This window comes from Kluyvera sp. 1366, assembly GCF_054823405.1.
This window is the reverse complement of record NZ_JBTRDW010000004.1, coordinates 487,312-512,715: the sequence shown is the minus strand read 5'-3', so window position 1 is coordinate 512,715 and position 25,404 is coordinate 487,312. Positions and strand designations below refer to the sequence as shown.

The following is a 25,404-nucleotide window of genomic DNA, read 5'->3' as shown; positions in this document are numbered from 1 at the left end:
ATCACAGCGTGAAACGGTATTGCAGGATCCAGGCCAGAAATGATTTCTTGTATACAAAAAATTAATTTCACGTATACGATGTGCAGCACACAGTCACTTACCGGAGCAGGTAATGAAAAGTGAAACAGGCCAGAAAACGGCTGCCGATCTGAACGATCGCGATGAACCTATCTATCAGGCGCTGCTTACCGCCATCGTTGAGCATCAACTGCCGCCGGGCAGTAAATTGCCGGAAGAAGCCTTATCGGATGTCTTCGGCGTGAGTCGCACCGGCATTCGTAAGGTGCTGCAACGCCTCGCCGCGGTGCAAATGATCACTTTGTCGCCCAGGCGTGGTGCACAGGTGGCGACGCCGGGCGTGGATGAAGCCCGCGACATCTTCGCCACCCGCAGTTTATTAGAGTGCGCCAATCTGCCGGCGGTGCTGAGCCACGTGCAGGCACCGCACTTAGCGGCACTCGGCGTGCTGATTGAAGAAGAGCAGCAGGCACATGATCAGCATGATGGTGCCGCGGCGATTCGTCTCTCCGCCGCGTTCCATATTCAGCTGCAGGCGATCTCCGGTAACGCAGTGCTCACCGATATGGTGACGCGCCTGACGCAGCGTTCGTCGCTGGTGATTGCCGCTTACGGTGCACCGTGGCAGCGCGGCTGCCGATGCGATCATCACGATCGGCTGGTGGATCTGCTGCGGCAAAAAGATCTGCCGGGGTTGACGGCGGCGCTGCAGCATCACTTCGAACACATTGTTGCCAGCCTGCACTTTGAGCGCAGCGGCGAAACCTTGCCTGATTTCACCCGGTTATTTGCCGGTAACAAAGGAGCGGCATCATGAGCCTGATTCAGGTCATCAATCCCAACACCAGCTTAGCGATGACGGAAACCATGGGTACTGCCGCGCGCGCCGTCGCCGCGCCGGGCACCGAGATTCTGGCGGTGTGCCCGACTCACGGCGTCGAGTCGATTGAAGGTCATTTTGATGAGGCCATCGCGGCGATTGGTGTGCTGGAGCAGGTGAAACGCGGCAAAGAGCAGGGCGTGAGCGGCCATATCATTGCCTGCTTCGGCGATCCGGGATTGCTGGCGGCGCGTGAACTGGCAAGCGGCCCGGTAATTGGCATTGCGGAAGCGGCCATGCACACCGCCACGCTGGTGGCGACGCGCTTTTCGATTGTCACCACCTTGCCGCGCACGCTGGTGATTGCGCGCCATCTGCTGCAGCAATATGGCTTCACACACCATTGTGCCGCGCTGCACGCCATCGATCTGCCGGTGCTGGCGCTGGAAGACGGCAGCGGCGTGGCGCAGGAGAAAGTGCGTCAGCGCTGCATGCAGGCCAAACGCGAAGATGGCAGCGGCGCGATTGTGCTGGGCTGTGGCGGTATGGCTACGCTGGCGCAGGATCTCACCAAAGAACTGGGCATGCCGGTAATCGACGGGGTCAGCGCTGCGGTAAAAATGGTGGAGTCGCTGGTGGCGCTAGGCTTTGGTACCAGCAAGCACGGCGATCTCGATTATCCACTCGAAAAACCGCTCAGCGGAGCCTTTCAGCACCTAAACTAACCACTGGTTGAGCGACAGGAACTTACAGAATGAATGATGTATCTGGCAAGAAAGAGTACAGCTTCAACAAAAACTATCCCCGCGATCTGATCGGCTACGCTGGCAACCCGCCGCATGCGCAGTGGCCGGGCAAAGCGCGCGTCGCGGTGCAGTTTGTCCTTAATTACGAAGAGGGCGCCGAGAACAACGTGTTGCATGGCGACGCCGGTTCCGAGCAGTTTCTTTCCGATATCATCGGCGCGGCCAGCTACGCCGATCGCCATATGTCGATGGATTCGCTGTATGAATACGGATCGCGCGCCGGTTTCTGGCGCATCCACAATGAGTTTCAAAAGCGCGGTTTGCCGCTGACGGTGTTTGGCGTGGCGATGGCGCTGGCGCGTCATCCGGACATCGTCGAGGCGGTCAAAGCGGCGGATTACGACGTGGTGAGCCACGGCTGGCGCTGGATTCACTATCAGGCAATGGATGCCAAAACCGAGCGCCAGCATATGCAGCAGGCGGTGGACGTGTTAACCGACCTGTTCGGCAAAGCGCCAACCGGCTGGTACACCGGCCGCGACAGCCCAAACACCCGACGCCTGGTGGTCGAGCAGGGCGGCTTTAGCTATGACAGCGACTATTACGGCGACGATTTACCGTTCTGGACGCAGGTCACCTGTCAGGACGGCACGGTTAAACCGCATCTGGTCATCCCTTACACGCTGGAGTGCAACGATATGCGCTTCGCCTCGCCGCAGGGCTTCAACACGGCGGAGCAGTTCTTTACCTATTTGCGCGACACCTTTGATGTGCTGTACGAAGAGGGCGAAACGGCACCGAAGATGATGTCGATTGGCATGCACTGTCGTTTACTGGGACGTCCGGGGAAATTCCGTGGTTTGCAGCGCTTCCTTGATCACATTCAGCAGCATGAAGATGTGTGGGTGTGTACGCGGCAGCAAATCGCCGATCACTGGATCGTGACGCATCCGGCACCGAGCGCTTAGCCCCTCATCCCAACCTTCTCCCGCCAGCGGGAGAAGGCGCCGATCCGGCCCCGGTTTAGCAAATCACTCCACCCAATCATTCCCTCTCTCGCGTGCGGTAGCCCAATCATTCCCTCTCCCGCGTGCGGGAGAGGGTTAGGGTGAGGGAAAAAACAACTCAACTCATCAAACTCACCTGCGCCGCGACAATCCGCCAGCCGCACGGTAATCGCACCCACGTCTGCTGCTGGCGTCCGATTTTCTCTACACCTTCACGCGTAAATTCCGTACTGCACACCGCATAGTCATCGCCAAAAGTGGTGATCACCGTATTACGTAACTCGCGATCCAACCCTTTCGACGGACGCGCCGCGCGAAAAGCGCGGATCTCATCAATGCCATACAAATTCTCACCCGCGCCCAAACGCACGGTGCGTTTGTCGTGCCAGAACAGCTCATCCAGCACCTCAACATCATTGCCGATCAGCGCTTGCTCATAGCGGTAAAAGGCGGCGGTGACTTCGGCGAGAATTGCCGGGCGATCGATATGTTCAGGTGTCATTTTCAGGCGTCCATTAAGGTGGTTTGTGGCAGCGTCAGCCCTTGCTGTTGCAGCGCCCAGGCGGCGCGCAGTGCCAGATGTTCTTTAAACGGCGCAGCGATCAGCTGCAAGCCTATCGGCAAGCCGCTGGCGGTTTGCAGCGGCACGGTACAGACCGGTAAGCCGAGGAACGAAATCGGCTGGGTTAGCATGCCCATGCTGGCGCGCGTCGGCAAATGCTGGCCGTTGATATGAATGGTTTCCTGGCCGATGGTGGTGGCGGTGCAGGGCGTGGCGGGCGCAATCAGCACGTCAAACTGCTCAAACAGCGGCAGCACCTGCTGCTGGAAGTGGCGGCGGAAACGCTGGGCCTGCACGTACCACGCCGAAGGCAGCATTGCACCGGCCAGCAGGCGCTCACGCGAGTTGGGCTCGAACTGCTCCGGCTGCGTACGCAGCATCGGCAAGTAGTGATTGCCGCCTTCTGCGGCGGTCATGATAAAGGCCGCCGAGCGTGCGATCTCCGCATTCGGCAAGGTCACTTCGTCGATTGCCTGCAGCGCTTTAGCTGCCACCGCCACGGCGGCACGCGCTTCATCGCTGCACCAGGTTGAGAAGAACCCGCCGAGTACCACGCTGCGCACGCCTTCTGCGCCCTTGCTGAGCCCTGCGCTAGCTTGCGAGACGGGCTGCGCGGCCTGGAAGGCATCGCTGGCATCGGCACCTTGCAAGGTGTCGTACACCAGGCTCAAATCTTCAACCGAACGGGCAAACGGGCCGATGTGATCGAGGCTGGCGACAAACGGATGGCTGCCGCTGCGCGACAGGCGGCCGAAGGTCGGCTTCAGGCCAAAGATGCCGCACAGTGAAGCGGGCACGCGGATCGAGCCGTTAGTGTCGGTACCGAGCGAGAAGTGCACCAAACCCGCAGCCACCGCCGCCGCTGAACCGCCGGACGATCCGCCCGCCACGCGGGTTAAATCGCGCGGGTTGCGCGTTGCGCCGTAATGGGTGTTTTCCGTGGTAAAACCATAAGCATAGGCATCCATATTCAGCATGCCGGAGAGCAGCGCGCCAGACTGGCGCAGTTTGCTCACCGCCCACGCATCCTCGCGCGCCGCCGCGCGTGCGCTGAACAGGCTGGCACCGGCTAAGGTGCTGTGTCCGGCGACATCAAACAGGTTTTTCACCGCGTAAGGAATACCGGCTAGCGGCGGCAAGGTTTCACCGCGCTGGCGCAGCTGATCGATCTGATCGGCTTCGCGCAGCATGCGCTGACCGGTGACTTCGGTCCAGGCGTTGATCGCCTTATGCTGTTCAATCGCCGCCAGCGTGTTTTGCGCGATATCGCGGGCGCTGATCTCGCCCTGACTCAGCGCCTGCTGCAGGGCATTAATCGATAATGACGAAAGTTTCATGGATGAAACACTCCCGCCACTTCCAGGCGATCGTCGAGCGGCAGCGCCATCAGCGGCTCGGCCATGGCGGCGATGCGGTTGAACTGCGTCAGCAGCTCGGCGCGGCGCGCATCATCCAGCTCCAGCGCCAGAATCTGCTCCATTTGGGCGATATAGGTGGCCCAGTCCGGTTGTGAACTCATCAATAATCTCCGTTAGAAACCGGCGGCGCTGCCGTTGCTGCGCGGATCGAACGCGCCTTCCAGCATGCCGTTGTTGTGTCTGACGATCGCGCCCGCATGGCCGACTACTTCACTGAAATCGGGTAGCAGTTCAACCTCATGGCCGAGCGCACGCAGCTGCTGCACCGTTTCCGGCGCGATGCGCGCTTCGAGCTTGAGCGAATCGGATGATTGTCCCCACGTACGACCCAGCAGCCAGCGCGGCGCGCTCACCGCCTGCTGTAGCGGATGTCCCTGAATCACGTGACGGGTGAAAATCGCCGCCTGGGTTTGCGGTTGGCCGTCGCCGCCCATCGAACCGTACACCATGGTGCGGCCATCTTTGAGACGCGCGGCAGCGGGATTGAGGGTGTGGAACGGCTGTTTGCCCGGCTGCAGCGCCAGCAGATGATCGGGTTGCAGGCTGAAGGCGGCACCCCGGTTTTGCCAGGTGATGCCGGTGCCGGGCAGCACCACGCCGCTGCCGAATTCGTGATAAACGCTCTGGATAAACGAAACCGCTAATCCGCTGCTGTCCATCACGCCCATCCACACGGTATCGCCCGGCCCGCGCCCGGTGCCCCACGCAGCGGCTTGTTGATCGTCCACCTGCGCCGCCAGCGTGCTGAGGTGTTCCTCATCCAGCAGACGCTGCACATCAATGTCGATGTGGCGCGGATCGGTGATGTGCTTGTCGCGCAGCGCAAAGGCTTTTTTAGTGGCTTCAACGATGCGGTGCACGGTTTGCGCTTCATCTGCGTCAGCCATATTCAGCCGATCGGTAATGCCGAGGATCGCCAGCGACACCAAACCCTGCGTCGGCGGCGTCATGTTCCAGATATCGCCTTCACTGTGTGCCAGATGCAGCGGCGTGCAGCGGCGGGCTTGGTGCGTTTGCAAATCTTCGAGCGTGATTGGCATTCCCAGCGCAGTCATTTCGCGCGCCAGATGGTGCGCCAGTTCACCGCGATAGAAACTTTCCAGCCCGTGATCGCACAGCATGCTCAGCGTATTCGCCAGCGCCGGCTGGGTGAAGCGACTGCCGGCAACTGGCACACTGCCGTCCGGTAAAAAGGTGGCGGCAAAACCAGGTTGATGCTGCAACTCGTGCTGTTTGGCGGCGGTGGCGGCGGCTTGCGAGGCGGTGACCGGAATGCCGTCGGCGGCATAGCGAATCGCATCGCGCAGCAGGCGGGTTAACGGCAGCGGCGTCGCGCCAAGTTCCTGCGCCAGCGTTAACGCTTCCTGCCAGCCGCTGACGGTACCCGCCACGGTTAAGGCGGCTTTGGGGCCGCGATGCGGAATCTGCGTTTCGCCATGGTAGAAATCAAGATGTGCCAGCGAACCGGCTGCGCCGCTGGCGTCAATGGCGATGGGATCGCCGTTTGGCGGCACCACCAGCCAGAAGCCGTCGCCGCCCAAACCGTTCATGTGCGGGTAAACCACGGCGATGGTGGCAGCGGCGGCCACCATCGCTTCCAGCGCATTGCCGCCTTCGCGCAGCACCGCTAACGCGCTTTCGCTGGCGAGATGGTGCGGCGTAACGGCCATGCCTAACGGCGCCATGTTGCTCTGTATCATAAAGAACTCTTTTTCTGGGTACGTGGTTAATGGGAAGCAAGAGCTGTTCCAGTTTTGAACGGACATCAATCTGGATCGATTTATGCTAGCTTGTGATGAAACGAAAGTTACAGGACCGATGATGAAACAACTTGATGAACGCCTTCGTAGTCACTATCCGCAACTGTCGCCGCAGGAGCAGCGCATTGCCGACTTCGTGTTTGACCACTTTGATGACCTGATCAGCTACAACAGCGCCGAGCTGGCGCGGCTGAGCGGTGTGTCGAAGGCCACGGTCAGCCGTTTATTCAAGCGTCTCGGTTACGAGAAATATAAGGACATGCGCGACGAGCTGCGCATCCTGCGCCAGAGCGGCATGCCGCTCACCGATAACCGCGATGCGGTGCAGGGCAACACCTTGCTGTCACGCCACTATAAGCAGGAGATGGCCAACCTGACGCAGTGGGTCAACAGCATCGATCCACAGCAGTTTGGCGAGGTGATTAGCGCGCTGGGCGCGGCAAAACGGGTATTTATCATCGGCATGCGTAACGCCTATCCGGTGGCGCTGCACCTGCGTCAGCAGCTGATGCAGGCGCGTCCGCAGGTGCATGTGCTGCCGCAGCCGGGCCAGACGCTGGGTGAAGAGCTGGTGGATATCACGCCCGACGATGTCGTGGTGGTGATGGCGTTTCGCCGCCGTCCACGCATCATTCGCCCGCTGATGCAGCAGCTGCAGCAGAGCAACATTCCCGTGCTGGCGCTGTGTGAGCCGCAGGCGCAGGGCATTATCACACTGGCGCGCTGGCAGCTTTGTGCGCCGCTCGACAGCGTTTCCGCTTTTGATAGCTACGCCTCCGCCATGAGCCTGATTAACCTGCTGGCGAATGCGTTGCTGCATGAAATGTTGTCGCAGGGCCGTCAGCGCATCCATCAAATTGCCGATCTTTATCAGCATCTCGACGAGCTGGAACACCGTTAACGGGCGCCATTGTGGTGCATTGCACTGTTTTTGATCGTTAATTCCAACGGGCGCGAAGCCCGTTTTTGTTGCCTTCAACGCGGTAAACCCCCGTTTTTTCGCCTTTCTTCTCCCAGCACTGCGGTTGGCACATTAGTTGCAGAATGATTCATCAAGAATCTTTTGTTTCACGTAAACTCACCGGGGTGCATAATGAAAAAAGTATTATTAGCGGTAGCGGGCGCGGCATTGCTGATGGCGCAGGTCGGGAGTGCGATGGCCGATCAGCTGCAGGATATCCAGAAGCGCGGCGTGATCCGCGTAGCGGTTCCGCAAGACTTCCCGCCGTTCGGTTCCGTGGGTACAGACCTGCAACCGCAGGGCTACGATATCGACATGGCGAAGTATCTCGCCAAACAGATGAAACTGAAATTGCAGCTGGTGCCCGTTTCCAGTGCCAACCGCGTGCCGTATCTGCAGACCGATAAAGTCGATCTGGTGATCTCCAGCATGGGTAAAAACGCCGAGCGTGAAAAAGTGATCGATTTCACCCGCGCTTACGCGCCGTTCTTCCTCGGCGTATTTGGTCCGAAAGGCGAAACGCTGAAAGATGCGGCAGCGCTGAGCGGCAAATCCATCGGCGTCACGCGCGGTGCAGTGGAAGATATGGTGTTAAGCGATATCGCCCCGAAAGAGGCGCAGGTGAAGCGTTATGAAGATAACAACACCACGCTGTCGGCCTACCTTTCCGGACAAGTGCAGTACGTTGCGACGGGCAACCTGGTGGTGGCGGCGATTGCACGCCAGAACGCCGAAAAAGCGCCGGTTGCCCAGTTTATGCTGAAAGATTCACCGTGCTACATCGGCCTGAAAAAAGATGAGCCGGCGCTGAAAGAGAAAGTGAATGCGCTGATTGAGCAGGGCATCAAAGACGGCACGCTGAACAAGTTGTCGGAAGAGTGGCTGAAAGCGCCGCTGCCAGCGAACCTCGGCGCATAAAGTATGACGCAACTTAACTTCGCCGATCTCTGGCCGCACTGGCCAGAGTTGCTGGCCGGACTGTGGGTCACGATTCAGATCACCGTGCTCGCCACCGTGGGCGGTGTCAGCCTCGGTATTCTCGGCGCGGCGCTGCGCAGCGGCAAACCGAGCTGGGCGAGCCGCATCTGGGGCCTGTACGTCGAATTGATTCGTAATACGCCGTTTGTGGTGCAGCTGTTTTTCATCGTCTTTGGTTTGCCCAATCTGGGTCTGAAACTGACGGCGGGCGAAGCCGCGCTGCTGGCGATGTTGATTAACCTTGGCGCGTACAGCACCGAAATTATTCGCGCCGGCATTCAGGTGACGCCGCGCGGGCAGTGGGAAGCGGGGCGCGTGCTGGGATTGACCCGCACGCAAACCTTTATTCGCGTGGTGTTGCCGCCGTCGCTGCAGCGTATTTATCCGGCGCTGGTCAGCCAATGCATCATTGTGATGCTCGGCTCGTCGGTGGTGTCGCAGGTGTCGTACGAAGAGTTGACCTTCGCCGCCAACCTGATTCAGTCGCGCACCTTTTTGAGTTTTGAAGTCTATTTCGTGACCACGCTGATCTATCTGGCGTTGTCGATTGCCATGCGCCAACTGCTGCTGGCGCTGGGACGTAAATGGTTGGGAGCGCAGCCGGCATGATGACGCAATTTACCGACTGGGACATCCTGCGCAACCTGCTGCTGGCAGCGCGCTGGACAATTTTACTTTCGCTGGTGGCGTTTTTTGGCGGCACGCTGGTGACCTTGCCGCTGCTGTTTATGCGCCTGCTGAAACGTAAATGGCCGATGCGCCTGGTGCGCGCCTACACCGAGCTGTTTCAGGGCACGCCGCTGCTGATGCAGCTGTTCCTCGCCTTCTTCGGCGTCGGCTTGTTCGGCATCGACGTGGCGCCATGGACCGCCGCCTCGCTGGCCTTAACGCTCTACACCAGCGCGTTTCTGGTGGATATCTGGTACGGCAGCATTCGTGCCCTGCCAAAAGGGCAGTGGGAAGCGTCGCGCTGTCTCGGCCTGACCTTTGGTCAAACGCTGTTTCGCGTGGTCGCGCCGCAGGCGATTCGTATCGCCATCGCGCCTACGGTTGGGTTTGCCGTGCAGGTGATTAAAGGCACCGCGCTGGCCTCGATTATCGGTTTCGTCGAGCTGACCAAAGCCGGCACCATTTTGAATAACGTGACGTATGAGCCGTTCAAGGTGTTTGGCCTGGTAGCGCTCGGTTACTTCCTGATGTGTTATCCGCTGTCGCGTTACAGCCAGTACCTGGAGAAAAAATTCAATGCCGCTCATCACCATTAATCAGGTACAGAAGTACTACGGCGACAACCACGTCTTGAAAGGTGTCGATCTCGATGTCGATCACGGCGAAGTGATCTCGATTATCGGCCGCAGCGGATCGGGTAAAAGTACCCTGCTGCGCTGCATGAACGGGCTGGAAGGTTATCAGGAAGGCAGCATCAAACTCGGCGGTATGACAATTACCGACCGCGAATCGCAGGCGCGTGAAATCAGCCGTTCGGTCGGCATGGTGTTCCAGAACTTCAACCTGTTCCCGCACATGACGGCGCTGGAAAACGTGATGCTGGCGCCGCGCCGCGTGCTGAAGAAAAGTGAAGCCGAATGCCGTGCGCTGGCAACGCAGATGCTGGAGAAAGTCGGCCTCGGTGAGCGCATCAATTACTATCCGGCCAATTTGTCGGGCGGTCAGCAGCAGCGCGTGGCGATTGCCCGTGCGCTGGCGATGCAGCCCAAAGTTTTACTCTGTGATGAGATCACCTCCGCGCTCGATCCCGAGCTGGTGGGCGAAGTGCTGAAAGTGCTGGAGCAGCTGGCCGCCGAAGGCATGACGTTGATTCTTGTCACCCATGAAATGAACTTCGCCCGCGACGTGGGCGATCGCGTGGTCTTTATGCATCAGGGGCGCGTCTGGGAGCAGGGCGACAGCAAAACGCTGTTCGCCAATCCGCAAACCGCGGAGCTGAAGCAGTTTATCTCTACCGTGCGCCTCTAAGCTTTCTTTAAGGAATACAACATGGATATCAGCCAATTTTCGCAAATCAATCCGCCACAGCGTCTGTTGATGGGACCGGGCCCGATCAATGCCGATCCGCGCGTGCTGCGCGCCATGTCGAGCCAGCTGATCGGCCAGTACGATCCGGCGATGACGCACTACATGAACGAAGTGATGGCGCTGTACCGTGGCGTATTCCGCACTGAAAACCGCTGGACGATGCTGATCGACGGCACGTCACGCGCCGGTATCGAAGCGATTCTGCTGTCGGCGATCCGTCCGGGCGACAAAGTGCTGGTGCCGGTGTTTGGCCGTTTCGGTCATCTGCTGTGTGAAATTGCCCGCCGCTGCCGCGCGGAAGTGCACACCATTGAAGTGCCGTGGGGCGAAGTGTTTACGCCGGATCAGATCGAAGACGCGATCAAAAAAGTGCAGCCGCGCCTGCTGCTGACGGTGCAGGGCGATACGTCCACCACCATGCTGCAGCCGCTGGAAGCGTTGGGCGCGATTTGCCAGAAGTATGGCGTGCTGTTCTACACCGATGCCACCGCGTCGCTCGGCGGTAACGCGCTGGAAACCGATGCGTGGGGCCTGGATGCGGTCTCAGCCGGGATGCAGAAGTGCCTTGGCGGTCCATCCGGTACGTCGCCAATCACGCTGAGCCCGCAGATGGAAGCGGTGATCCGCAAGCGCAAGTGCGTGGAAGAGGGCATCCGCACCGCCGATCATCAGGATGGCGACGACGAGATGATCTACTCCAACTATTTCGATCTCGGCATGATCATGGATTACTGGGGCCCGGAACGTCTCAATCACCACACCGAAGCCACCACCGCGCTGTTTGGCGCGCGTGAATGTGCGCGTCTGATATTGGAAGAGGGATTAGATAACGGCATCGCGCGCCACAAGCTGCACGGCGATGCGCTGCTGAAAGGCATTCAGGGCATGGGCCTCGAAACCTTTGGCGATTTAAAAAACAAAATGAATAACGTGCTCGGCGTGGTGATCCCGCAGGGCGTGAATGGCGATCAGGTGCGCAAGCTGGTGCTGGAAGATTTCGGTATCGAAATCGGCACTTCGTTTGGTCCGCTGCACGGCAAAGTGTGGCGCATCGGCACCATGGGCTACAACGCGCGTAAAGATTGCGTGATGCAAACCCTGAGCGCGCTGGAAGCGGTGCTGAATCATGTTGGCTTCCGCACCACGCAAGGCGCGGGGATGCAGGCGGCGTGGGATCTTTACGGGAGCCGCGCATGAATAAAAGCCTGATGACCGCCAGCGAGGCGCAGATCGCCGCCGCTCGCGTCATGGCGCGCTGTGATGCGCTGGCTGAGATCAGCGAAAGCGAAGATGGCCTGACGCGCGTTTATCTGTCGCCGGAACAGCTGCGTGCTAACGCGCGCGTCGGCGAATGGATGCAGGCCGCGGGCATGACGACGTGGCAGGATGCAGTAGGCAACATTTGCGGTCGCTACGAAGCGGCGCAGGCGGGCGCGCAGGCGCTGCTGCTCGGTTCGCACCTGGATACGGTGCGCAATGCCGGTCGCTACGACGGTATGCTCGGCGTGTTAAGCGCCATTGAAACCGTGCAGTGGCTGCACGATCGGCAGCAGCGTTTGCCGCTGGCGATTGAGATTGTCGGCTTCGGCGACGAAGAGGGCACGCGCTTCGGCATTACGCTGCTCGGCAGCCGTGGTATTACCGGCAGCTGGCCGGAAAGCTGGGTGACGCACCCGGATGGCAACGGCATCACCGTGGCGGAAGCGATGCAGGATGTCGGTTTCGATGCGGCGAAGATTCACGACGCGGCGCGTCAGGTCAATGACATCGCCGCCTATCTGGAACTGCATATCGAGCAAGGTCCGTGTCTTGAGCAGGAAGATTTGGCGCTTGGCGTGGTAACGGCGATCAACGGCGCGCGTCGTCTGAACTGCAGCTTTATCGGTGAAGCGGGTCACGCGGGCACTGTGCCGATGACGCATCGCAAAGATGCGCTGGCCGCTGCCGCTGAATGGATGGTGTTTATTGAGCACACCACGCAAGAGCACGATCCGCAGCTGGTGGCGACCGTCGGCACGCTGAGCTGCTTGCCGGGCGCGGTCAACGTGATTCCGGGTGAAGTGCAGCTGTCGCTTGACGTGCGCGGTCCGCAGGATGAGCCGCTGGAGCGTTTACTCTCTACGCTGCTCACCCAGGCGCAGGCGATTGCGCTGCGTCGCGGCTTAACCTTCAGCGCCAACGAGTATTACCACATTGCCGCTACCGCCTGTGATGCGCGGTTGCAGCAGGCGCTGAGCCACGCGGTAGAAACCGTGCAAGGGCGCAGCCTGTCGCTGCCGAGCGGCGCGGGGCATGATGCAATTGCTATCGCCGAGCGCTGGCCGGTGGGCATGCTGTTTGTGCGCAACCATCGCGGCATCAGCCATCATCCGGCGGAATCGGTACAAACCGCTGATGTGGCGCTGGGCGTGCAGGCTTATCTGCAAGCGGTTTGCGATATTGCGCGCGCTAAGGAATAAAGATGGATTTGGTCAACTTTAATCAGCTTTCACCTCAAGCTGCGCAGGCGGCGATTGCGCACTGCGTGGCGATTCCCGCCTGGCAGCAGGCGCTGGTGGCGGCGCGACCTTTTGCCGACGTTGCGGCTTTACAGGCCGAAGCCGATCGTTTGGCGCAGCGGTGGCAAGCCGCTGATCTTGAGCAGGCGCTGAGTGCCCATCCACGTATTGGCGACAACGTGGCGGGCGCGGACAAAGAGGCCACGCTGTCGCGCAGTGAGCAGTCGGCGATGCAGCAGGCGGACGGCGCGCTGCAATTGGCGATGCTGGCGGGCAATCAAACCTATGAGCAGCGCTTTGGCCGGGTGTTTCTGATTCGTGCCAAAGGGCGCAGCGGCGAAGAGATGTTGGCGGAATTGCAGCGTCGGCTTAACAATGATGCAGCGAGTGAACAGCGTGAAGCGCTGGCGCAGCTGCGTGAAATTACCCTGTTGCGGCTAAAGGAGAGCATCACATGAGCACCATTACGACGCATATTCTCGATACCGCGCTGGGCAAACCGGCGATTGGCGTGGCGGTTTCGCTCGAGCAAAATAGCCCGGAAGGCTGGCTGCCGCTGGTGGAAGGCAACACCGACAGCGACGGACGCATTAAAGATCTGACGCCCGAACCGCTGGCGCCAGGTCATTACCGTTTGACGGCGGAGATTGGCGACTACTTTGCTGCCGAAGGGCGCGATGCGCTCTACGTGAGTGCGCAGATTGATTTCGTGATTGGCGCCACAGGCAGCCATTATCATCTGCCGTTTCTCATCTCGCCGTGGTCGTGGTCGACTTATCGCGGCAGCTGATAATGTGCGCCACTTCACGCGCTGCGCTTGAAAGCCAGTAACTATCAAAACCTTCGGTTCATCCAAATATATTCCTGGCGAAAGTGCGGCTAATCTTAGTCGCATATTAGAAAGCAATATGAAGCCAATGGAGCCGATAAACATGAGCACGCACGACAATAACGATAATGCAGCAGCCGCAGGCAAGTGCCCCTTTCATCACGGGGCGTCTGAAGAGAAGAGTGTTCTGGCGCGCGGCGCCGGTGGCGGGACATCCAACCGCGACTGGTGGCCCAATATGTTACGCGTCGATCTGTTAAACCAACATTCCAACCGTTCCAACCCGCTTAGTGACACCTTCAACTACCGCGACGAATTCAGCAAACTGGATTACTCCGCGTTAAAAGCCGATATCCGCGCACTTCTCACCGATTCGCAATCCTGGTGGCCAGCCGACTGGGGCAGCTATATTGGGCTGTTCATTCGCATGGCGTGGCACAGCGCGGGTACTTATCGCACCATTGATGGTCGTGGCGGTTCAGGTCGCGGTCAGCAGCGTTTTGCGCCGCTGAACTCATGGCCGGATAACGTCAGCCTCGATAAAGCGCGTCGCCTGTTATGGCCGGTAAAACAGAAATATGGTCAAAAAATTTCCTGGGCCGATCTCTATATCCTGGCGGGTAACGTCTCGCTGGAAAACGCCGGCTTCCGCACCTTCGGCTTTGGTGCCGGTCGTGAAGACGTGTGGGAACCGGATATGGATGTGGATTGGGGCCACGAAACCGAATGGCTGGCGCATCGCCATCCAGAAGCGCTGGCCAATGCACCGCTGGGCGCTACCGAAATGGGCCTGATCTACGTCAACCCGGAAGGCCCGGAAGCCAGCGGCGATCCAAAATCAGCGGCGCCGGCGATTCGTGCCACCTTCGGCAACATGGGCATGAACGATGAAGAGATCGTGGCGCTGATTGCTGGCGGTCATACTTTGGGTAAAACCCACGGCGCGGCAGAAGCCAGCCATGTTGGCGTTGATCCTGAAGAGTCACCGATTGAAGCGCAGGGCCTTGGCTGGACCAGCAGCTATGGCAGCGGCGTGGGTAAAGATGCCATCACTTCAGGTCTGGAAGTGGTGTGGACGCAAACTCCCACGCAGTGGAGCAACTACTTCTTCGAGAACCTGTTCAAATACGAATGGGTACAGACACGCAGCCCAGCAGGCGCCATCCAGTTCGAAGCGGTTGATGCCGAAGCGATTATCCCGGATCCGTTTGATCCAGAGAAAAAACGTAAACCAACTATGCTGGTGACCGATCTGACGCTGCGTTTCGATGAAGAGTTCGGCAAGATTTCGCGCCGCTTCCTCAACGATCCGCAGGCGTTTAACGAAGCCTTTGCCCGCGCCTGGTTCAAACTGACGCACCGCGATATGGGACCAAAAGCGCGTTACATCGGTCCGGAAGTGCCGAAGGAAGATCTGCTGTGGCAGGATCCGTTACCGCAGGCGATTCATCAGCCAACGCCGGCTGATATCAGCGAGATTAAAGCGCGCATTGCGGCTTCAGGTCTGAGCGTCAGCCAGCTGGTTTCAGTGGCCTGGGCTTCAGCCTCCACCTTCCGTGGCGGTGACAAACGTGGCGGTGCCAACGGTGCGCGTCTGGCGTTAGCGCCCCAGAAAGATTGGGCGGTGAATGCCAGCGTAATCAATGATGTGCTGCCAATCCTGCAAAAGATTCAGCAGGAATCAGGCAAAGCATCGTTGGCCGATGTCATTGTACTGGCAGGTAGCGTGGGTATCGAACTGGCCGCTTCAGCCGCTGGCGTGGCAACGCAAGTGCCGTTTACGCCGGGCCGTGTGGATGCGCGTCAGGATCAAACCGACGTTGAGTCGTTCAACTTCCTGCAGCCGCTGGCCGATGGTTTCCGTAACTATCGCCGCAGCGCCAAAGGTTCTTCAACCGAAACGCTGCTGCTGGATAAAGCCCAACAGCTGACGCTGAGCGCGCCAGAATTGACGGTATTGCTCGGTGGCCTGCGCGTATTGGGCACCAACTTCGACGGCGGCCAGCACGGCGTATTTACCGATCGCGTTGGCGTACTGAGCAATGATTTCTTTGTTAATCTGCTCGACATGCGCACCGCGTGGAAAGCCACCGATGAGAGCGAAGAGCTGTTTGAAGGTCGCGATCGTCTGAGCGGCGAAGTGAAGTTCACTGCGACACGTGCCGACTTAGTGTTTGGATCGAACGCTATCTTGCGCGCGCTGGCCGAGGTTTACGCCAGCAGCGATGCGAAGCAGAAGTTCGTGACCGACTTCGTTGCCGCATGGACAAAAGTGATGAATCTGGATCGCTTCGAGCTGTAAGCTTAAAAAGCCGCAGCGGATTTCTCTGCTGCGGCTTCCTCTTTTAATCTTCGCGAAACGCTTCGAAAGGCAGGTTAAAACGTTTAGCCAGCGCGGCTTTGTGTTTGTCTGTCAACGAACGTTCTCCTTTCAAAATTCGGTTTACATAAGAACGCTGACCAATTTCATTCACGAAGGATGACTGATTGAGATTATGTTGATCCATCAACACCCGCAGTAACGCGACACCGCCAGGTAATGCAGTGACACGCGCGTTGAACGCAGCAAATTCCGGCGCACTATCTTCATATTTCGCCACTTTATCGGTGAGCATTTCAATCAGCGGATGATCAGGTTGATGTTCAATCAGATACTCCACCAGTTCTAACGCCTGCTCATAATCAGCTTTCGCGTTACTTCCGCCCAGCAGCGGGACGGCTTTAATCAGATTGTTGCTGGCCTGGATGGCTTCGGCAATCATTCTTTGTTCTCCCGATAATGCTTTACCCATTTGTCATACTCGGCATGCGTTACAACGTGTTTAATGAAGATTCGTTGGGCTATAAAATCAGCAAAAAACATCACTCTGAGATTATTTCCGCCTATGTTAATCACCCACCATTTCGCCCGGTATTTCATTCGGTCAAGACTTGGAAAAAAGGCTCTGAGCGCATCTGGATCGGCAAAATCGTTGCCATTTAAAGTTCGATAAGTGGCATCCAATGCTGCTGCATCATTTGGAAAACTCCGTGTCGCTTCTGTAAACACTTTCCTTGAGATAACGTGCATCATTCCCTCGACATGTTCCAACATGGAAACATGGTAGCGCAACAATGCCATGTTTCCAAGCAGGAAACAAAATTTTAGCGGGTTTTTAAGAGAGGGGAAAATGTGCTGCGCAGCGTCCACGCGGCAAAGAGGCTACTTCAGCGTATACCCATCCGCATCGCGCCAAGCCGGGAAGCGTTCGCGGTAGGCTTGTAACTCCTCCAGCGAAAGTTCCGCATCAAGACGCGCACGCGCAAAGGGCTCTCCACTCGCCAGAATCTCACCCAGCGGCGAAATAATCCTGCTGTCACCACTGTATTGATGCTGATTGCCATCGCTGCCGACGCGGTTACAACCGGCGATATAAGCCTGGTTTTCAATTGCACGGGCTAACAGCAGCGATTGCCAGTGCAGCGCACGCGGTGCCGGCCAGTTGGCGACATACAGCGCCAAATCGTAATCGTTGTGGTTACGCGAAAAAACCGGGAAGCGCAGGTCGTAGCAAATTTGCGGCAGAATCCGCCAGCCGCGCCACTCAAATACTTCACGTGTTTCACCCGCCACATAGTGCTGATGTTCATTGGCCATGCGGAACAAGTGACGTTTGTCGTACTGATGCAACGTGCCGTCTGGCTCGACCAGCAAGAAGCGGTTCACCGCGCCTTTTTCCGTCTGGATTGCGGCGCTGCCGCCGACTAACGCATTGCTGGTTTGCGCGTGCGCGTGCAGCCACGCCACGACGTCATCCTGCGGCAGCGAACTTTCGGCAGCTTCCATAGCAAAACCGGTAGTGAACATTTCCGGCAGCAGAATGATGTCGCGGCCTGTAATGCCTTTCAGCACACCGTCGAAATGACGCAGGTTAGCCGCGCCATCCATCCAGCTCAGGGTTTCCTGCAGAACGGTAATTTTCAAAGCTGACATAAGCGCTCCGCAGCGGCGTCGAGCGTCGCTTCCTGTTTGGCAAAGCACAGGCGAATCAGCTTGTGCGGGAAAGGTTCGGCGCAGAACACCGACAGCGGAATCGCCGCCACGCCGACTTCTTTGGTCAGCAGCTGGCAGAAGCTCACGTCATCCAGATCGGAAATGGCGCTGTAATCGACCAGCAGGAAGTAAGTGCCTTCGCACGGCAGCAGCTTGAAACGGCTGGCGGAGAGCGCCTGGATAAAGCGATCGCGGCGCGCGCGGTAGAACTCTGGCAGTTCGCGATAGTGCTCAGGCGCCTGACGCAGCATGTCGGCAATCGCCAGTTGTGCCGGCGTATTCACCGAGAAGGTCAGATATTGATGCACCTTGCGGATTTCAGCGCTGATCGCCGCCGGGGCAATGCAGTAACCCACTTTCCAGCCGGTCATGTGGAAGGTTTTACCAAAAGATGACACCGCGATGGCTCGCTGACGTAGTTCAGCATGCGCTAACACGCTGGCGTGGCCCTCTTCAGTGAAACAGATGTGCTCATACACTTCGTCGCTCAGCACATAGATTTCCTGCTCCGCAATCGCCTGCCACAGCTCGGCATAATCGCTTTTGCGCCACACGGTGGCGGACGGATTATGCGGCGTGTTCAGGATCACTAAGCGGGTTTTGCTGCTCAGCAGGCCGCGGAATTCGCGCCAGTCAACGCGGAAACCCGGCGGCTGCAGGGCGATGCGTTTTAACACGCCGCCCGCCAGTTGCACCGCAGGCGCGTAGCTGTCGTAGCTTGGGTCAAAGCAGATCACTTCATCACCTTGACGCACCAGCGCGGTGATCGCCGCGTACAACGCTTCTGTCGCGCCCGTCGTCACGGTGATATCGCTGTTGACGTCAGGCGTGTGGCCGTAAAGCGCAGCGGTTTTCTCAACAATCGCCTCACGCAGTGGCAGTACGCCGATCATCGGTGCATATTGGTTGGCGCCCTGACTCACGTGATGCGCCAGGCGCTCCTGCAAATAGCGCGGACCGTCAAAATCGGGGAAGCCTTGCGTCAGGTTGATGGCGTTGTGCTGCTGCGCTAACGCACTCATTTGCGTAAAGATGGTGGTGCCGAGCGCCGGTAATTTGCTCTCGGGGATCAGGTTGTGCTGCGTCATTGTTTTGTGGCCTTAAGCGCGAATGTCGTTGCGGAGAAACCCTGTGTTGCTGCCACTATAAACAGGATGTTAACATTTGGCAATCGAGACGCTTAGACGTCTAAACTAACCTGCGGAGTCGGTATATCGCTATGACGGATTTTCTTCCACTGGAACATTTAGTGGCCGCCTGCCACTGGATTGGTGGCAAAGGCTGGGCACCTGCGACCGGCGGTAATATGTCGGTGCGGCAGGACGCGGAGTATTGTCTGCTGAGTGCGTCCGGCAAAGATAAAGGCAGCCTGACGCGCGATGATTTTATCCAGGTTGAAATCGCTACCAACGCCGTGCCATCGGGCCGCACGCCTTCGGCGGAAACCGGCCTGCATACCTTGATTTATCGCCTGTTTCCGCAGGCGGGTGCGGTGCTGCATACGCACACGGTCAACTCGACGGTGCTGTCGCGGGTGGAGAAGGGCGATGCGCTGCTGCTCAGTGGTTATGAGATGCAGAAAACGCTGGCCGGGCAGCAGACGCATCTGAACACCATCGCCATTCCCTTGTTCGATAACGATCAGGACATGACGGCGCTGGCGCAGCGCATTGAAGCTTTTGCCGCCGCTACGCCGCTGCAATATGGTTTTCTGCTGCGCGGCCACGGTTTGACCTGCTGGGGCAAGGACGTGAACGAAGCGCGTCGCCATCTGGAAGGTCTGGAATTTCTGTTTGAATGTGAACTGCAACGTCGCCTGCTGGAGGCCAAATGATCCGCGCCATTGTTACCGATATTGAAGGCACCACCAGCGATATCCAGTTTGTGCATCAGGTATTGTTCCCTTATGCGCGTCAGCATTTAGCGGCGTACGTGCGGGAAAATCATACCGATGAAAACGTCGCCGCCGCACTCAACGCGGTGCGTGCAGAGTCCGCTGCGCCTCAGGCCACGCTGGAGGAGCTGATTACCACACTCACGAATTATATCGATGAGGATCGCAAGTCACCGGGCCTCAAAGCCCTGCAGGGCATGATTTGGCGCGCCGGCTACGTTGAAGGCCAGTTCACCGGCCACCTCTATCCCGACGTGCTGCCGGCTTTTGCGCGCTGGCAGCAGCAGGGGATTGGCCTGTATGTTTATTCCTCGGGATCGGTCGCCGCGCAAAAACTGTTATTTGGCTACAGCGATGAAGGTGATTTAACCTCGCTGTTCAGCGGCTATTTTGATACCGGCGTCGGCGCGAAACGTGAAGCGCAATCGTATCGCAATATCGCCGAAAAAATCGGCCTTGCGCCTGCGTCATTGCTGTTCCTGTCGGATATTCATCAGGAGCTGGATGCGGCAGCGGATGCGGGCTGGCATACCGTGCAGTTAATTCGTGGCGCGGCGGATAACGCCAGTCGTCATCACCAGGTCAACGATTTTTCCCAGATTAAACCGGAGTCGATTTAACATGAGTGCATTGACCATTTTTACCGATACCGAAGCCCAGCAACCGGTGTGGCACAGCACCGATGCCGAGGCGATTCGCGAGCGTCTTAACGCGAAAAACGTGCGCTTTGAACGCTGGGAAGCCGATCGCGATTTGGGGGCGGATCCTGATGCAGAGACGGTGATTAACGCCTATCAACATGCGATTGATCGTCTGGTGGCCGAGAAGGGCTATCAGAGCTGGGATGTGCTGAGCATGCGTGCGGATAATCCGCAGAAAGAGGTGCTGCGCACCAAGTTCCTTAACGAACATACGCATAGCGAAGATGAAGTACGCTTCTTTGTTGAAGGTTCAGGGCTGTTCTGTCTGCATCTGGAGGGCGAGGTGTATCAGATTTTGTGTGAGAAGAATGATCTGATCTCGGTGCCCGCTGGCACGGCGCACTGGTTTGATATGGGTTCTGAGCCGCACTTTACCGCGATCCGCATTTTCGATAATCAGGAAGGCTGGGTCGCGAATTTCACCGGCGATAAGATTGCTGATGCGTATCCGCGTTTGGCGTGATTTTTTGCCCTCATCCTAACCCTCTCCCACAAGTGGGAGAGGGAACCGATCGTGCAAACAGGCAAGTATGGTTTTCCCCCTCGCCCGCTTGCGGGAGAGGGCCGGGGTGAGGGGAAAATTGCGCCTATTTACGGCAAAAATATCCCTTCCTCTACCTGCGCAGGCGTTACCACACCGGTATCCAGCACCCAACCGCTAATCAACGCCGCTGGCGTCACATCAAAGGCCGGGTTATAGACTGCCGCACTTTCCGGTGCCCACTGCACGCTACCAAAACTGCCTGCAACTCCGGTCACTTCGCTGGCGGCGCGCTGCTCGATAGGGATGGCGTCGCCGTTTGGACATTGACTATCTAGCGTGGTGTGCGGTGCGGCGACGTAGAACGGAATACCGTGATAGTGCGCCAGCACGGCCAGGCTATAGGTGCCAATCTTGTTCGCGACATCACCATTCGCTGCGATACGATCCGCGCCGACCCAAATAGCATCGACCACGCCGCGCGCCATTAGACTGGCGGCCATCGAGTCGGTAATCAGCTGATAAGGAATGTTTAGCTCACCCAGCTCCCACGCGGTTAAACGGCCACCTTGTAGCAGCGGCCGCGTCTCATCCACCCAGACATTTTTTACCAAACCTTGCTGGTGGGCATAAGCGATAACGCCGAGCGCCGTGCCGACGCCCGCAGTCGCCAGCCCGCCGGTATTGCAGTGCGTCAGCAGCTGGCTGCCCGGTTTTACCAGCGTGCTGCCGGCGCGGGCGATGTTGTCACACAGTTGCTTATCTTCGGCCACCAGACGCAGTGCTTCGCGGCTCAGCGCCGTGACGAAATCACTTTCGGCCAACGCAGTTTTCATGCGATCAAGGTTATTCATCAGGTTCACCGCCGTTGGGCGCGCCGCGCGCAGCACCTCAAGCGCCGTCACTAATTCTGCGCGCGCTGCGCCTTGCTCACCCAGCAGCGCCAGCAGCAAACTGGCTGAGAGGCCAATCAGCGGCGCACCGCGCACGCGCAAGGCATGAATGTGCTCGACCAACTCTGTAACGCTGTGCGCGGGTAGCCAGTTTTGTTGTTGTGGCAGCGCCTGCTGGTCAAGGATCCACAGTTGATTATCGCGAACCTCAAGGCTGGTGGTACGAAGTGTTTGCATGGTGTGAAATCCCTGTTGCGTTAATGCTGGCTATTGTGCCAACATGCGTAGTGGATGTATAGACGTCTGAACGGCTTATTACTATCGATAATCGAGGAACAGGCAATGTCGCAATACCGTACGTTCAATGCTGCCGATGCTGTGGAATATGCTCAACAATTTGGCGGCGTGGACGATCCGTCAGCGCTGGTGAGCGCCGAGGAGATCGGGGATGGCAATCTCAACCTGGTGTTTAAAATTTTCGATAATCAAGGCCGCAGCCGCGTGGTGGTAAAACAGGCGCTGCCCTATGTACGTTGTGTCGGTGAATCCTGGCCACTCACGCTGGATCGTGCGCGTCTCGAAGCGCAGACGTTGATTGAGCACTACAAACATTGCCCGCAGCACACCGTCAACGTCACTCATTACGATGCCGAATTGGCGGTGATGGTGATGGAGGATCTCTCCAGTCATCGTATCTGGCGGAGCGAATTGGTGAAGGGTGCGTATTATCCGCAGGCCGGTCGTCAGGTTGGCGAATATCTGGCGCAGACGCTGTTCCATACCTCCGATTTCTTCCTGCATCCGCATAAGAAAAAAGCCGAAGTGGCGCGTTTCATTAATCCGGAAATGTGCGAAATCACCGAAGACTTATTCTTCAACGATCCGTTTATTGACCATGAGCGCAACAAATATCCTGCGGCGCTGGAATCGCTGGTGGTCAGCCTGCGCAGCGACGATGCGCTAAAAATCGCCGTGGCCGGTCTCAAACACCGTTTCTTCGCCGATGCGGAAGCCTTGCTGCATGGCGATGTACACAGCGGTTCCATCTTTGTCGCCGATGGCAGCCTGAAAGTGATTGATGCGGAGTTTGGTTACTTTGGGCCGATAGGTTTTGATGTCGGCAGCGCGATAGGCAACTTGCTGATCAACTACTGCTGCCTGCCGGGCTTGCTGGCACCGCGTGAGGCGGCAGAAGGGCGTGAACGTCGTCTGAATGACGTGCAGGATATCTGTAATCAGTTTGCCAGCCGCTTCCTGGAATTGGCGAAAGAGAAAACCCGCGATGTGGCGCTGGCCTATCCCGGTTACGCCGAATCTTTCCTGCGCAAAGTGTGGCGCGATACCTTGGGTTATTGCGGTACCGAGTTGATCCGCCGCACGGTGGGAATGTCTCACGTTGCGGATTTCAAACAGATTGAAGATCAGACCATGCGCACCGAGTGTATTCGCAGCTGTATCACGCTGGGACGCACGCTGATTCTGGCTGCCGATCATGTTGCTGATGTGGATGCGCTGATTGCGCGGATTCGTCAGGCGGGTTAATGCTGGCGTCGGGAAATCAAGCAGGGCTGCAGAATAACCGGCTGACGCTGCGCAGCAAAAAAACAGATAGTTAAACTGCGGGGCGACGGGAGAGGTCGTTCCCGAGAGTGGAGAAAGAGAGGCCCTGGAAGTACCCGACAGCCAAAAGAAAAAATGCCAGTCAGGCTTAACTGACTGGCATTAGCCCCGTTTCCGGGGCTTTTTTTATTTCACGTTTAAGCTGGATTTTTTAGCTTCATAACGATGTGTTCAACACCCGGCTCATTCGGTAACAGCTGAAGGGACGATTCAATGACAGTAATTTTCCTGCGTTGATGTCATCCAGGCGGCCACGCACAATCTTATCGGTGTGAACGTTTAAGTCGATGCTAAAAACATCAGCGCTTGCGATCATTTTGTCACGTTCAGACTGTGGCAAGGCTTAAAATTCTTCGAAGTTCTTTGGAAAAGCTTTATTTGCTGAGTGAAAGTTAATTACTAACGGATTACGCAGAAGGACGTTCGTTCCATGCGTCCGTGTACTGGATATTACCATCCACAATACGCCAGGTGATTTTTTCATACTGCAGGCTGACGCTTTCCGTGTGGTTCAGCTTGTCATTGCCCGACAGTTTTGTGTTGGCCACGCCGCAGTTAACGCCGGTGACTTTCACGTTTTCCATCAGCACGGTGTAATAGCACACCTCTTGGCCCGCATCGCTGATGTTGTAGAAACGAATTTCGGCGCTTTTCAGCGTCTGGCCGGTGGCCGCTGCTTTATAGAGATAAGGCGTTGAGCTATCCACCTCTTTCTCGATCATCATTGATGAATGCTGGCGCGTGCCGGTTATTTTGCCGTTAGCGGTGTCTACCGGCAGGTTAATACCGTGGCTCAGGCCGATAATTTCAATGCTGCCTTCACGTTCGTGAACATCGACAGAACCTCTAATATCCGCGCCACCATCGTCTTTAAGCCACATATACGGAGGAATTGGCATTTATTTGCTCCTTATTTTTTTGATTAACTTCATTGTTAAAATGTAAATAACAACCGTGATGGGAATCACTGTGCATACGGACATGTAGAAATAGATGTCGTAAAAACGATCCGCTCCAATCTCTTCATTCCCGTAGATCATTTGGCCGATTTTCAAGGCTAATTGTTCGTTAAACCATAACTCTGGCGGGCCCAGAGTACGGGCGACAACGAGCATCAGCGCGAGAAAAAAAGCGACTTTGGCCGCTCTACGGGCAAGTGTTTGAATAACCACCGGCAACCACCTCAATGTATCCGCGCGCCATTAAATTTTTCATGCAAGGAACCGGGATCGGCGCTGTTATCAGAAGGGCATTACGAATTAGTGCATAGTCTGAATTAAGGTGGAGAGTTATACATCCTTCAGATACGCGGCCGGGATGAAGGCGAAATAATCCGCGTTTGACGTCATTAATCCACGTTTCATCATCAATGCTCAGATCGTCACGATATAAAGCAAACCATTCGTCGCGATCAAATTCAGCACCGTTAAAAACGCGGTTATATAAATCCTGTGACTTTGCCTTAGCCCATGAAAGCAGGCCACCCCTCCCACGCTCAACAATCCAGTATTTACCCGGTGGGATAGGCCCAACGTTTGGGACGGCCATACATGCAGGAATATTTCTGTAGGCACCTTTTCCGGAAAACGCCATGAAGACGCCCACGCCATACAGATTCAACGGCACGAAATCTGCGCCGTTCAAAATCATCTTACCAATAATTGGCATCGTTAATCCCTAACCTTTAATCCATGTAGTAACTGATGTTTACGTTACATCCCTCAGATTGTCAGGACCAGAAATAATTAGAGTTGGTGATCAATAAAGCTTTTACGATCACGCTTTGCTATTGGCGTTGTTAAAACAACAACGAGAGATAGAGAATCTCAACGAACAATCCCCCTTTCGCGCAAGACGTGCGACACAAACAGGATATTCGTTATGTCGCAGACGCTGACCGATCAGGATTTTAAGAACGCCGCCACCAAACTCAGCTGCAGTGAAGCCGCCGTGCGCGCCGTCGCCGAAGTAGAGAGCTCCGGTATCGGGAAATCAAGCAGGGGCTGCAGAATGACCGGCTGACGCTGCGCAGCAAAAAACCAGATAGTCAAACTGCGGGGCGACGGGAGAGGTCATTGCCGAGAGTGGAGAAAGAGAGGCCCTGGAAGTACCCGACAGCCAAAAGAAAAAATGCCAGTCAGGCTTAAC

30 protein-coding genes and 2 pseudogenes are annotated in these 25,404 nt (G+C 57.2%); 20 read left to right on the top strand and 12 right to left on the bottom strand.

The annotated features are described in order from the left end of the window. Positions 1–112 precede the first annotated feature (112 nt). The 3 genes from ACVLVH_RS11800 to puuE are packed head-to-tail and all read left to right on the top strand — an operon-like array spanning position 113 to position 2,552. A complete protein-coding gene (locus tag ACVLVH_RS11800) occupies positions 113–835 on the top strand; it encodes a GntR family transcriptional regulator (protein WP_101762549.1) in 723 nt (240 codons plus the stop codon). Further along, the gene (gene hpxA / locus ACVLVH_RS11795; RefSeq protein WP_110867823.1) at positions 832–1,563 is read left to right on the top strand and encodes an allantoin racemase; all 732 of its coding nucleotides are present in this window, start codon (positions 832–834) and stop codon (positions 1,561–1,563) included. Before ACVLVH_RS11800 ends, hpxA begins: the two co-directional genes overlap by 4 nt. Before the next feature lie 29 nt (positions 1,564–1,592). Then, on the top strand, positions 1,593–2,552 hold the full coding sequence (gene puuE / locus ACVLVH_RS11790) for an allantoinase PuuE (RefSeq protein WP_192415424.1): 960 nt from the start codon (positions 1,593–1,595) through the stop codon (positions 2,550–2,552). 157 nt (positions 2,553–2,709) lie between these two features. Here puuE and hpxZ read toward each other — a convergent pair whose 3' ends face one another. From hpxZ to ACVLVH_RS11770, 4 genes are read right to left on the bottom strand one after another with little or no spacing between them, the layout of a single operon-like run. Then, the gene (gene hpxZ / locus ACVLVH_RS11785; RefSeq protein WP_101762546.1) at positions 2,710–3,093 is read right to left on the bottom strand and encodes an oxalurate catabolism protein HpxZ; all 384 of its coding nucleotides are present in this window, start codon (positions 3,091–3,093) and stop codon (positions 2,710–2,712) included. A 2-nt stretch (positions 3,094–3,095) separates the two neighbouring features. Further along, a complete protein-coding gene (locus tag ACVLVH_RS11780) occupies positions 3,096–4,490 on the bottom strand; it encodes an AtzE family amidohydrolase (protein WP_498949428.1) in 1,395 nt (464 codons plus the stop codon). Further along, positions 4,487–4,672 (bottom strand): oxalurate catabolism protein HpxX, encoded by a 186-nt coding sequence (gene hpxX / locus ACVLVH_RS11775; RefSeq protein WP_061723592.1) that lies wholly within the window; start codon positions 4,670–4,672, stop codon positions 4,487–4,489. Before hpxX ends, ACVLVH_RS11780 begins: the two co-directional genes overlap by 4 nt. A gap of 12 nt (positions 4,673–4,684) precedes the next feature. Further along, a complete protein-coding gene (locus tag ACVLVH_RS11770) occupies positions 4,685–6,271 on the bottom strand; it encodes a gamma-glutamyltransferase family protein (protein WP_192236765.1) in 1,587 nt (528 codons plus the stop codon). A 121-nt stretch (positions 6,272–6,392) separates the two neighbouring features. Here ACVLVH_RS11770 and hpxU point away from each other — a divergent pair, with 121 nt between their 5' ends. The 10 genes from hpxU to katG all read left to right on the top strand — a co-directional run bounded on the left by hpxU (position 6,393) and on the right by katG (position 15,936). After that, positions 6,393–7,232, top strand: coding sequence for a MurR/RpiR family transcriptional regulator HpxU (gene hpxU / locus ACVLVH_RS11765; protein WP_192415437.1), 840 nt, complete (start codon positions 6,393–6,395; stop codon positions 7,230–7,232). A 192-nt stretch (positions 7,233–7,424) separates the two neighbouring features. Continuing rightward, positions 7,425–8,210, top strand: coding sequence for a transporter substrate-binding domain-containing protein (locus ACVLVH_RS11760; RefSeq protein ID WP_097094836.1), 786 nt, complete (start codon positions 7,425–7,427; stop codon positions 8,208–8,210). A gap of 3 nt (positions 8,211–8,213) precedes the next feature. Further along, entirely contained in the window at positions 8,214–8,879 is a 666-nt protein-coding gene (locus ACVLVH_RS11755; RefSeq protein WP_498949425.1) for an amino acid ABC transporter permease, read from the top strand. After that, complete coding sequence (locus tag ACVLVH_RS11750) at positions 8,879–9,535, top strand: amino acid ABC transporter permease (RefSeq protein WP_097097590.1); 657 nt, start codon at positions 8,879–8,881, stop codon at positions 9,533–9,535. Before ACVLVH_RS11755 ends, ACVLVH_RS11750 begins: the two co-directional genes overlap by 1 nt. Further along, positions 9,516–10,247, top strand: a complete 732-nt coding sequence (locus ACVLVH_RS11745; RefSeq protein WP_101762541.1) for an amino acid ABC transporter ATP-binding protein — start codon at positions 9,516–9,518, stop codon at positions 10,245–10,247. The genes ACVLVH_RS11750 and ACVLVH_RS11745 overlap by 20 nt, the downstream gene beginning before the upstream one ends. A gap of 21 nt (positions 10,248–10,268) precedes the next feature. Then, positions 10,269–11,504 carry a pyridoxal-phosphate-dependent aminotransferase family protein gene (locus ACVLVH_RS11740; protein WP_210081283.1) on the top strand — a complete coding sequence of 412 codons (1,236 nt, stop codon included), beginning with the start codon at positions 10,269–10,271 and terminating at the stop codon, positions 11,502–11,504. Then, the gene (hpxK, locus tag ACVLVH_RS11735; protein ID WP_101762539.1) at positions 11,501–12,766 is read left to right on the top strand and encodes an allantoate amidohydrolase; all 1,266 of its coding nucleotides are present in this window, start codon (positions 11,501–11,503) and stop codon (positions 12,764–12,766) included. The genes ACVLVH_RS11740 and hpxK overlap by 4 nt, the downstream gene beginning before the upstream one ends. Positions 12,767–12,768: 2 nt before the next feature. Next, positions 12,769–13,263 (top strand): 2-oxo-4-hydroxy-4-carboxy-5-ureidoimidazoline decarboxylase, encoded by a 495-nt coding sequence (gene uraD, locus ACVLVH_RS11730; RefSeq protein ID WP_192415414.1) that lies wholly within the window; start codon positions 12,769–12,771, stop codon positions 13,261–13,263. Then, a complete protein-coding gene (uraH, locus tag ACVLVH_RS11725) occupies positions 13,260–13,595 on the top strand; it encodes a hydroxyisourate hydrolase (protein ID WP_101762537.1) in 336 nt (111 codons plus the stop codon). Before uraD ends, uraH begins: the two co-directional genes overlap by 4 nt. Positions 13,596–13,737: 142 nt before the next feature. Next, the gene (gene katG / locus ACVLVH_RS11720) at positions 13,738–15,936 is read left to right on the top strand and encodes a catalase/peroxidase HPI (protein WP_110867814.1); all 2,199 of its coding nucleotides are present in this window, start codon (positions 13,738–13,740) and stop codon (positions 15,934–15,936) included. A gap of 43 nt (positions 15,937–15,979) precedes the next feature. Here katG and ACVLVH_RS11715 read toward each other — a convergent pair whose 3' ends face one another. The 4 genes from ACVLVH_RS11715 to ACVLVH_RS11700 all read right to left on the bottom strand — a co-directional run bounded on the left by ACVLVH_RS11715 (position 15,980) and on the right by ACVLVH_RS11700 (position 18,755). Continuing rightward, on the bottom strand, positions 15,980–16,396 hold the full coding sequence (locus tag ACVLVH_RS11715; protein WP_137386846.1) for a helix-turn-helix domain-containing protein: 417 nt from the start codon (positions 16,394–16,396) through the stop codon (positions 15,980–15,982). Continuing rightward, a complete protein-coding gene (locus tag ACVLVH_RS11710; protein WP_312464612.1) occupies positions 16,393–16,704 on the bottom strand; it encodes a type II toxin-antitoxin system HigB family toxin in 312 nt (103 codons plus the stop codon). The genes ACVLVH_RS11715 and ACVLVH_RS11710 overlap by 4 nt, the downstream gene beginning before the upstream one ends. A 132-nt stretch (positions 16,705–16,836) precedes the next feature. Further along, positions 16,837–17,607, bottom strand: coding sequence for an amidohydrolase (locus tag ACVLVH_RS11705; protein ID WP_110867813.1), 771 nt, complete (start codon positions 17,605–17,607; stop codon positions 16,837–16,839). Continuing rightward, entirely contained in the window at positions 17,595–18,755 is a 1,161-nt protein-coding gene (locus ACVLVH_RS11700) for a pyridoxal phosphate-dependent aminotransferase (protein WP_498949424.1), read from the bottom strand. Before ACVLVH_RS11700 ends, ACVLVH_RS11705 begins: the two co-directional genes overlap by 13 nt. A 131-nt stretch (positions 18,756–18,886) precedes the next feature. Here ACVLVH_RS11700 and ACVLVH_RS11695 point away from each other — a divergent pair, with 131 nt between their 5' ends. The 3 genes from ACVLVH_RS11695 to ACVLVH_RS11685 are packed head-to-tail and all read left to right on the top strand — an operon-like array spanning position 18,887 to position 20,725. Next, on the top strand, positions 18,887–19,501 hold the full coding sequence (locus ACVLVH_RS11695) for a methylthioribulose 1-phosphate dehydratase (RefSeq protein ID WP_101762532.1): 615 nt from the start codon (positions 18,887–18,889) through the stop codon (positions 19,499–19,501). Then, a complete protein-coding gene (gene mtnC / locus ACVLVH_RS11690) occupies positions 19,498–20,181 on the top strand; it encodes an acireductone synthase (protein WP_192415410.1) in 684 nt (227 codons plus the stop codon). Before ACVLVH_RS11695 ends, mtnC begins: the two co-directional genes overlap by 4 nt. A 1-nt stretch (position 20,182) precedes the next feature. After that, entirely contained in the window at positions 20,183–20,725 is a 543-nt protein-coding gene (locus ACVLVH_RS11685) for a 1,2-dihydroxy-3-keto-5-methylthiopentene dioxygenase (protein ID WP_101762530.1), read from the top strand. Between the two features lie 128 nt (positions 20,726–20,853). On the opposite strand, the gene mtnA is transcribed toward ACVLVH_RS11685, so the two are convergent. Next, positions 20,854–21,873, bottom strand: coding sequence for an S-methyl-5-thioribose-1-phosphate isomerase (gene mtnA / locus ACVLVH_RS11680; RefSeq protein WP_192415408.1), 1,020 nt, complete (start codon positions 21,871–21,873; stop codon positions 20,854–20,856). 105 nt (positions 21,874–21,978) lie between these two features. On the opposite strand from mtnA, the gene mtnK reads away from it, so the two are divergent. Together mtnK and ACVLVH_RS11670 are read left to right on the top strand one after the other, a co-directional pair. Continuing rightward, the gene (gene mtnK, locus ACVLVH_RS11675; protein ID WP_192415406.1) at positions 21,979–23,178 is read left to right on the top strand and encodes an S-methyl-5-thioribose kinase; all 1,200 of its coding nucleotides are present in this window, start codon (positions 21,979–21,981) and stop codon (positions 23,176–23,178) included. Between the two features lie 83 nt (positions 23,179–23,261). Then, positions 23,262–23,348, top strand: a pseudogene (locus ACVLVH_RS11670) (hypothetical protein); the annotation flags it as partial. Positions 23,349–23,663: 315 nt separating this feature from the next. Here ACVLVH_RS11670 and ACVLVH_RS11665 read toward each other — a convergent pair. The 3 genes from ACVLVH_RS11665 to ACVLVH_RS11655 are packed head-to-tail and all read right to left on the bottom strand — an operon-like array spanning position 23,664 to position 24,924. Next, a complete protein-coding gene (locus ACVLVH_RS11665; protein ID WP_101762526.1) occupies positions 23,664–24,155 on the bottom strand; it encodes an Hcp family type VI secretion system effector in 492 nt (163 codons plus the stop codon). Continuing rightward, positions 24,156–24,428: a hypothetical protein gene (locus ACVLVH_RS11660; protein WP_277974563.1), complete on the bottom strand. Its 273-nt coding sequence runs from the start codon at positions 24,426–24,428 to the stop codon at positions 24,156–24,158. After that, entirely contained in the window at positions 24,403–24,924 is a 522-nt protein-coding gene (locus ACVLVH_RS11655; protein ID WP_192415404.1) for a DUF2778 domain-containing protein, read from the bottom strand. The genes ACVLVH_RS11660 and ACVLVH_RS11655 overlap by 26 nt, the downstream gene beginning before the upstream one ends. Before the next feature lie 213 nt (positions 24,925–25,137). Between ACVLVH_RS11655 and ACVLVH_RS11650 the strand changes: the two genes are divergently transcribed. Together ACVLVH_RS11650 and ACVLVH_RS11645 are read left to right on the top strand one after the other, a co-directional pair. After that, a complete protein-coding gene (locus ACVLVH_RS11650; RefSeq protein ID WP_192415402.1) occupies positions 25,138–25,278 on the top strand; it encodes a hypothetical protein in 141 nt (46 codons plus the stop codon). Continuing rightward, positions 25,230–25,403, top strand: a pseudogene (locus ACVLVH_RS11645) (hypothetical protein); the annotation flags it as partial. The gene ACVLVH_RS11650 and the pseudogene ACVLVH_RS11645, both read left to right, overlap by 49 nt. Position 25,404 lies beyond the last annotated feature (1 nt).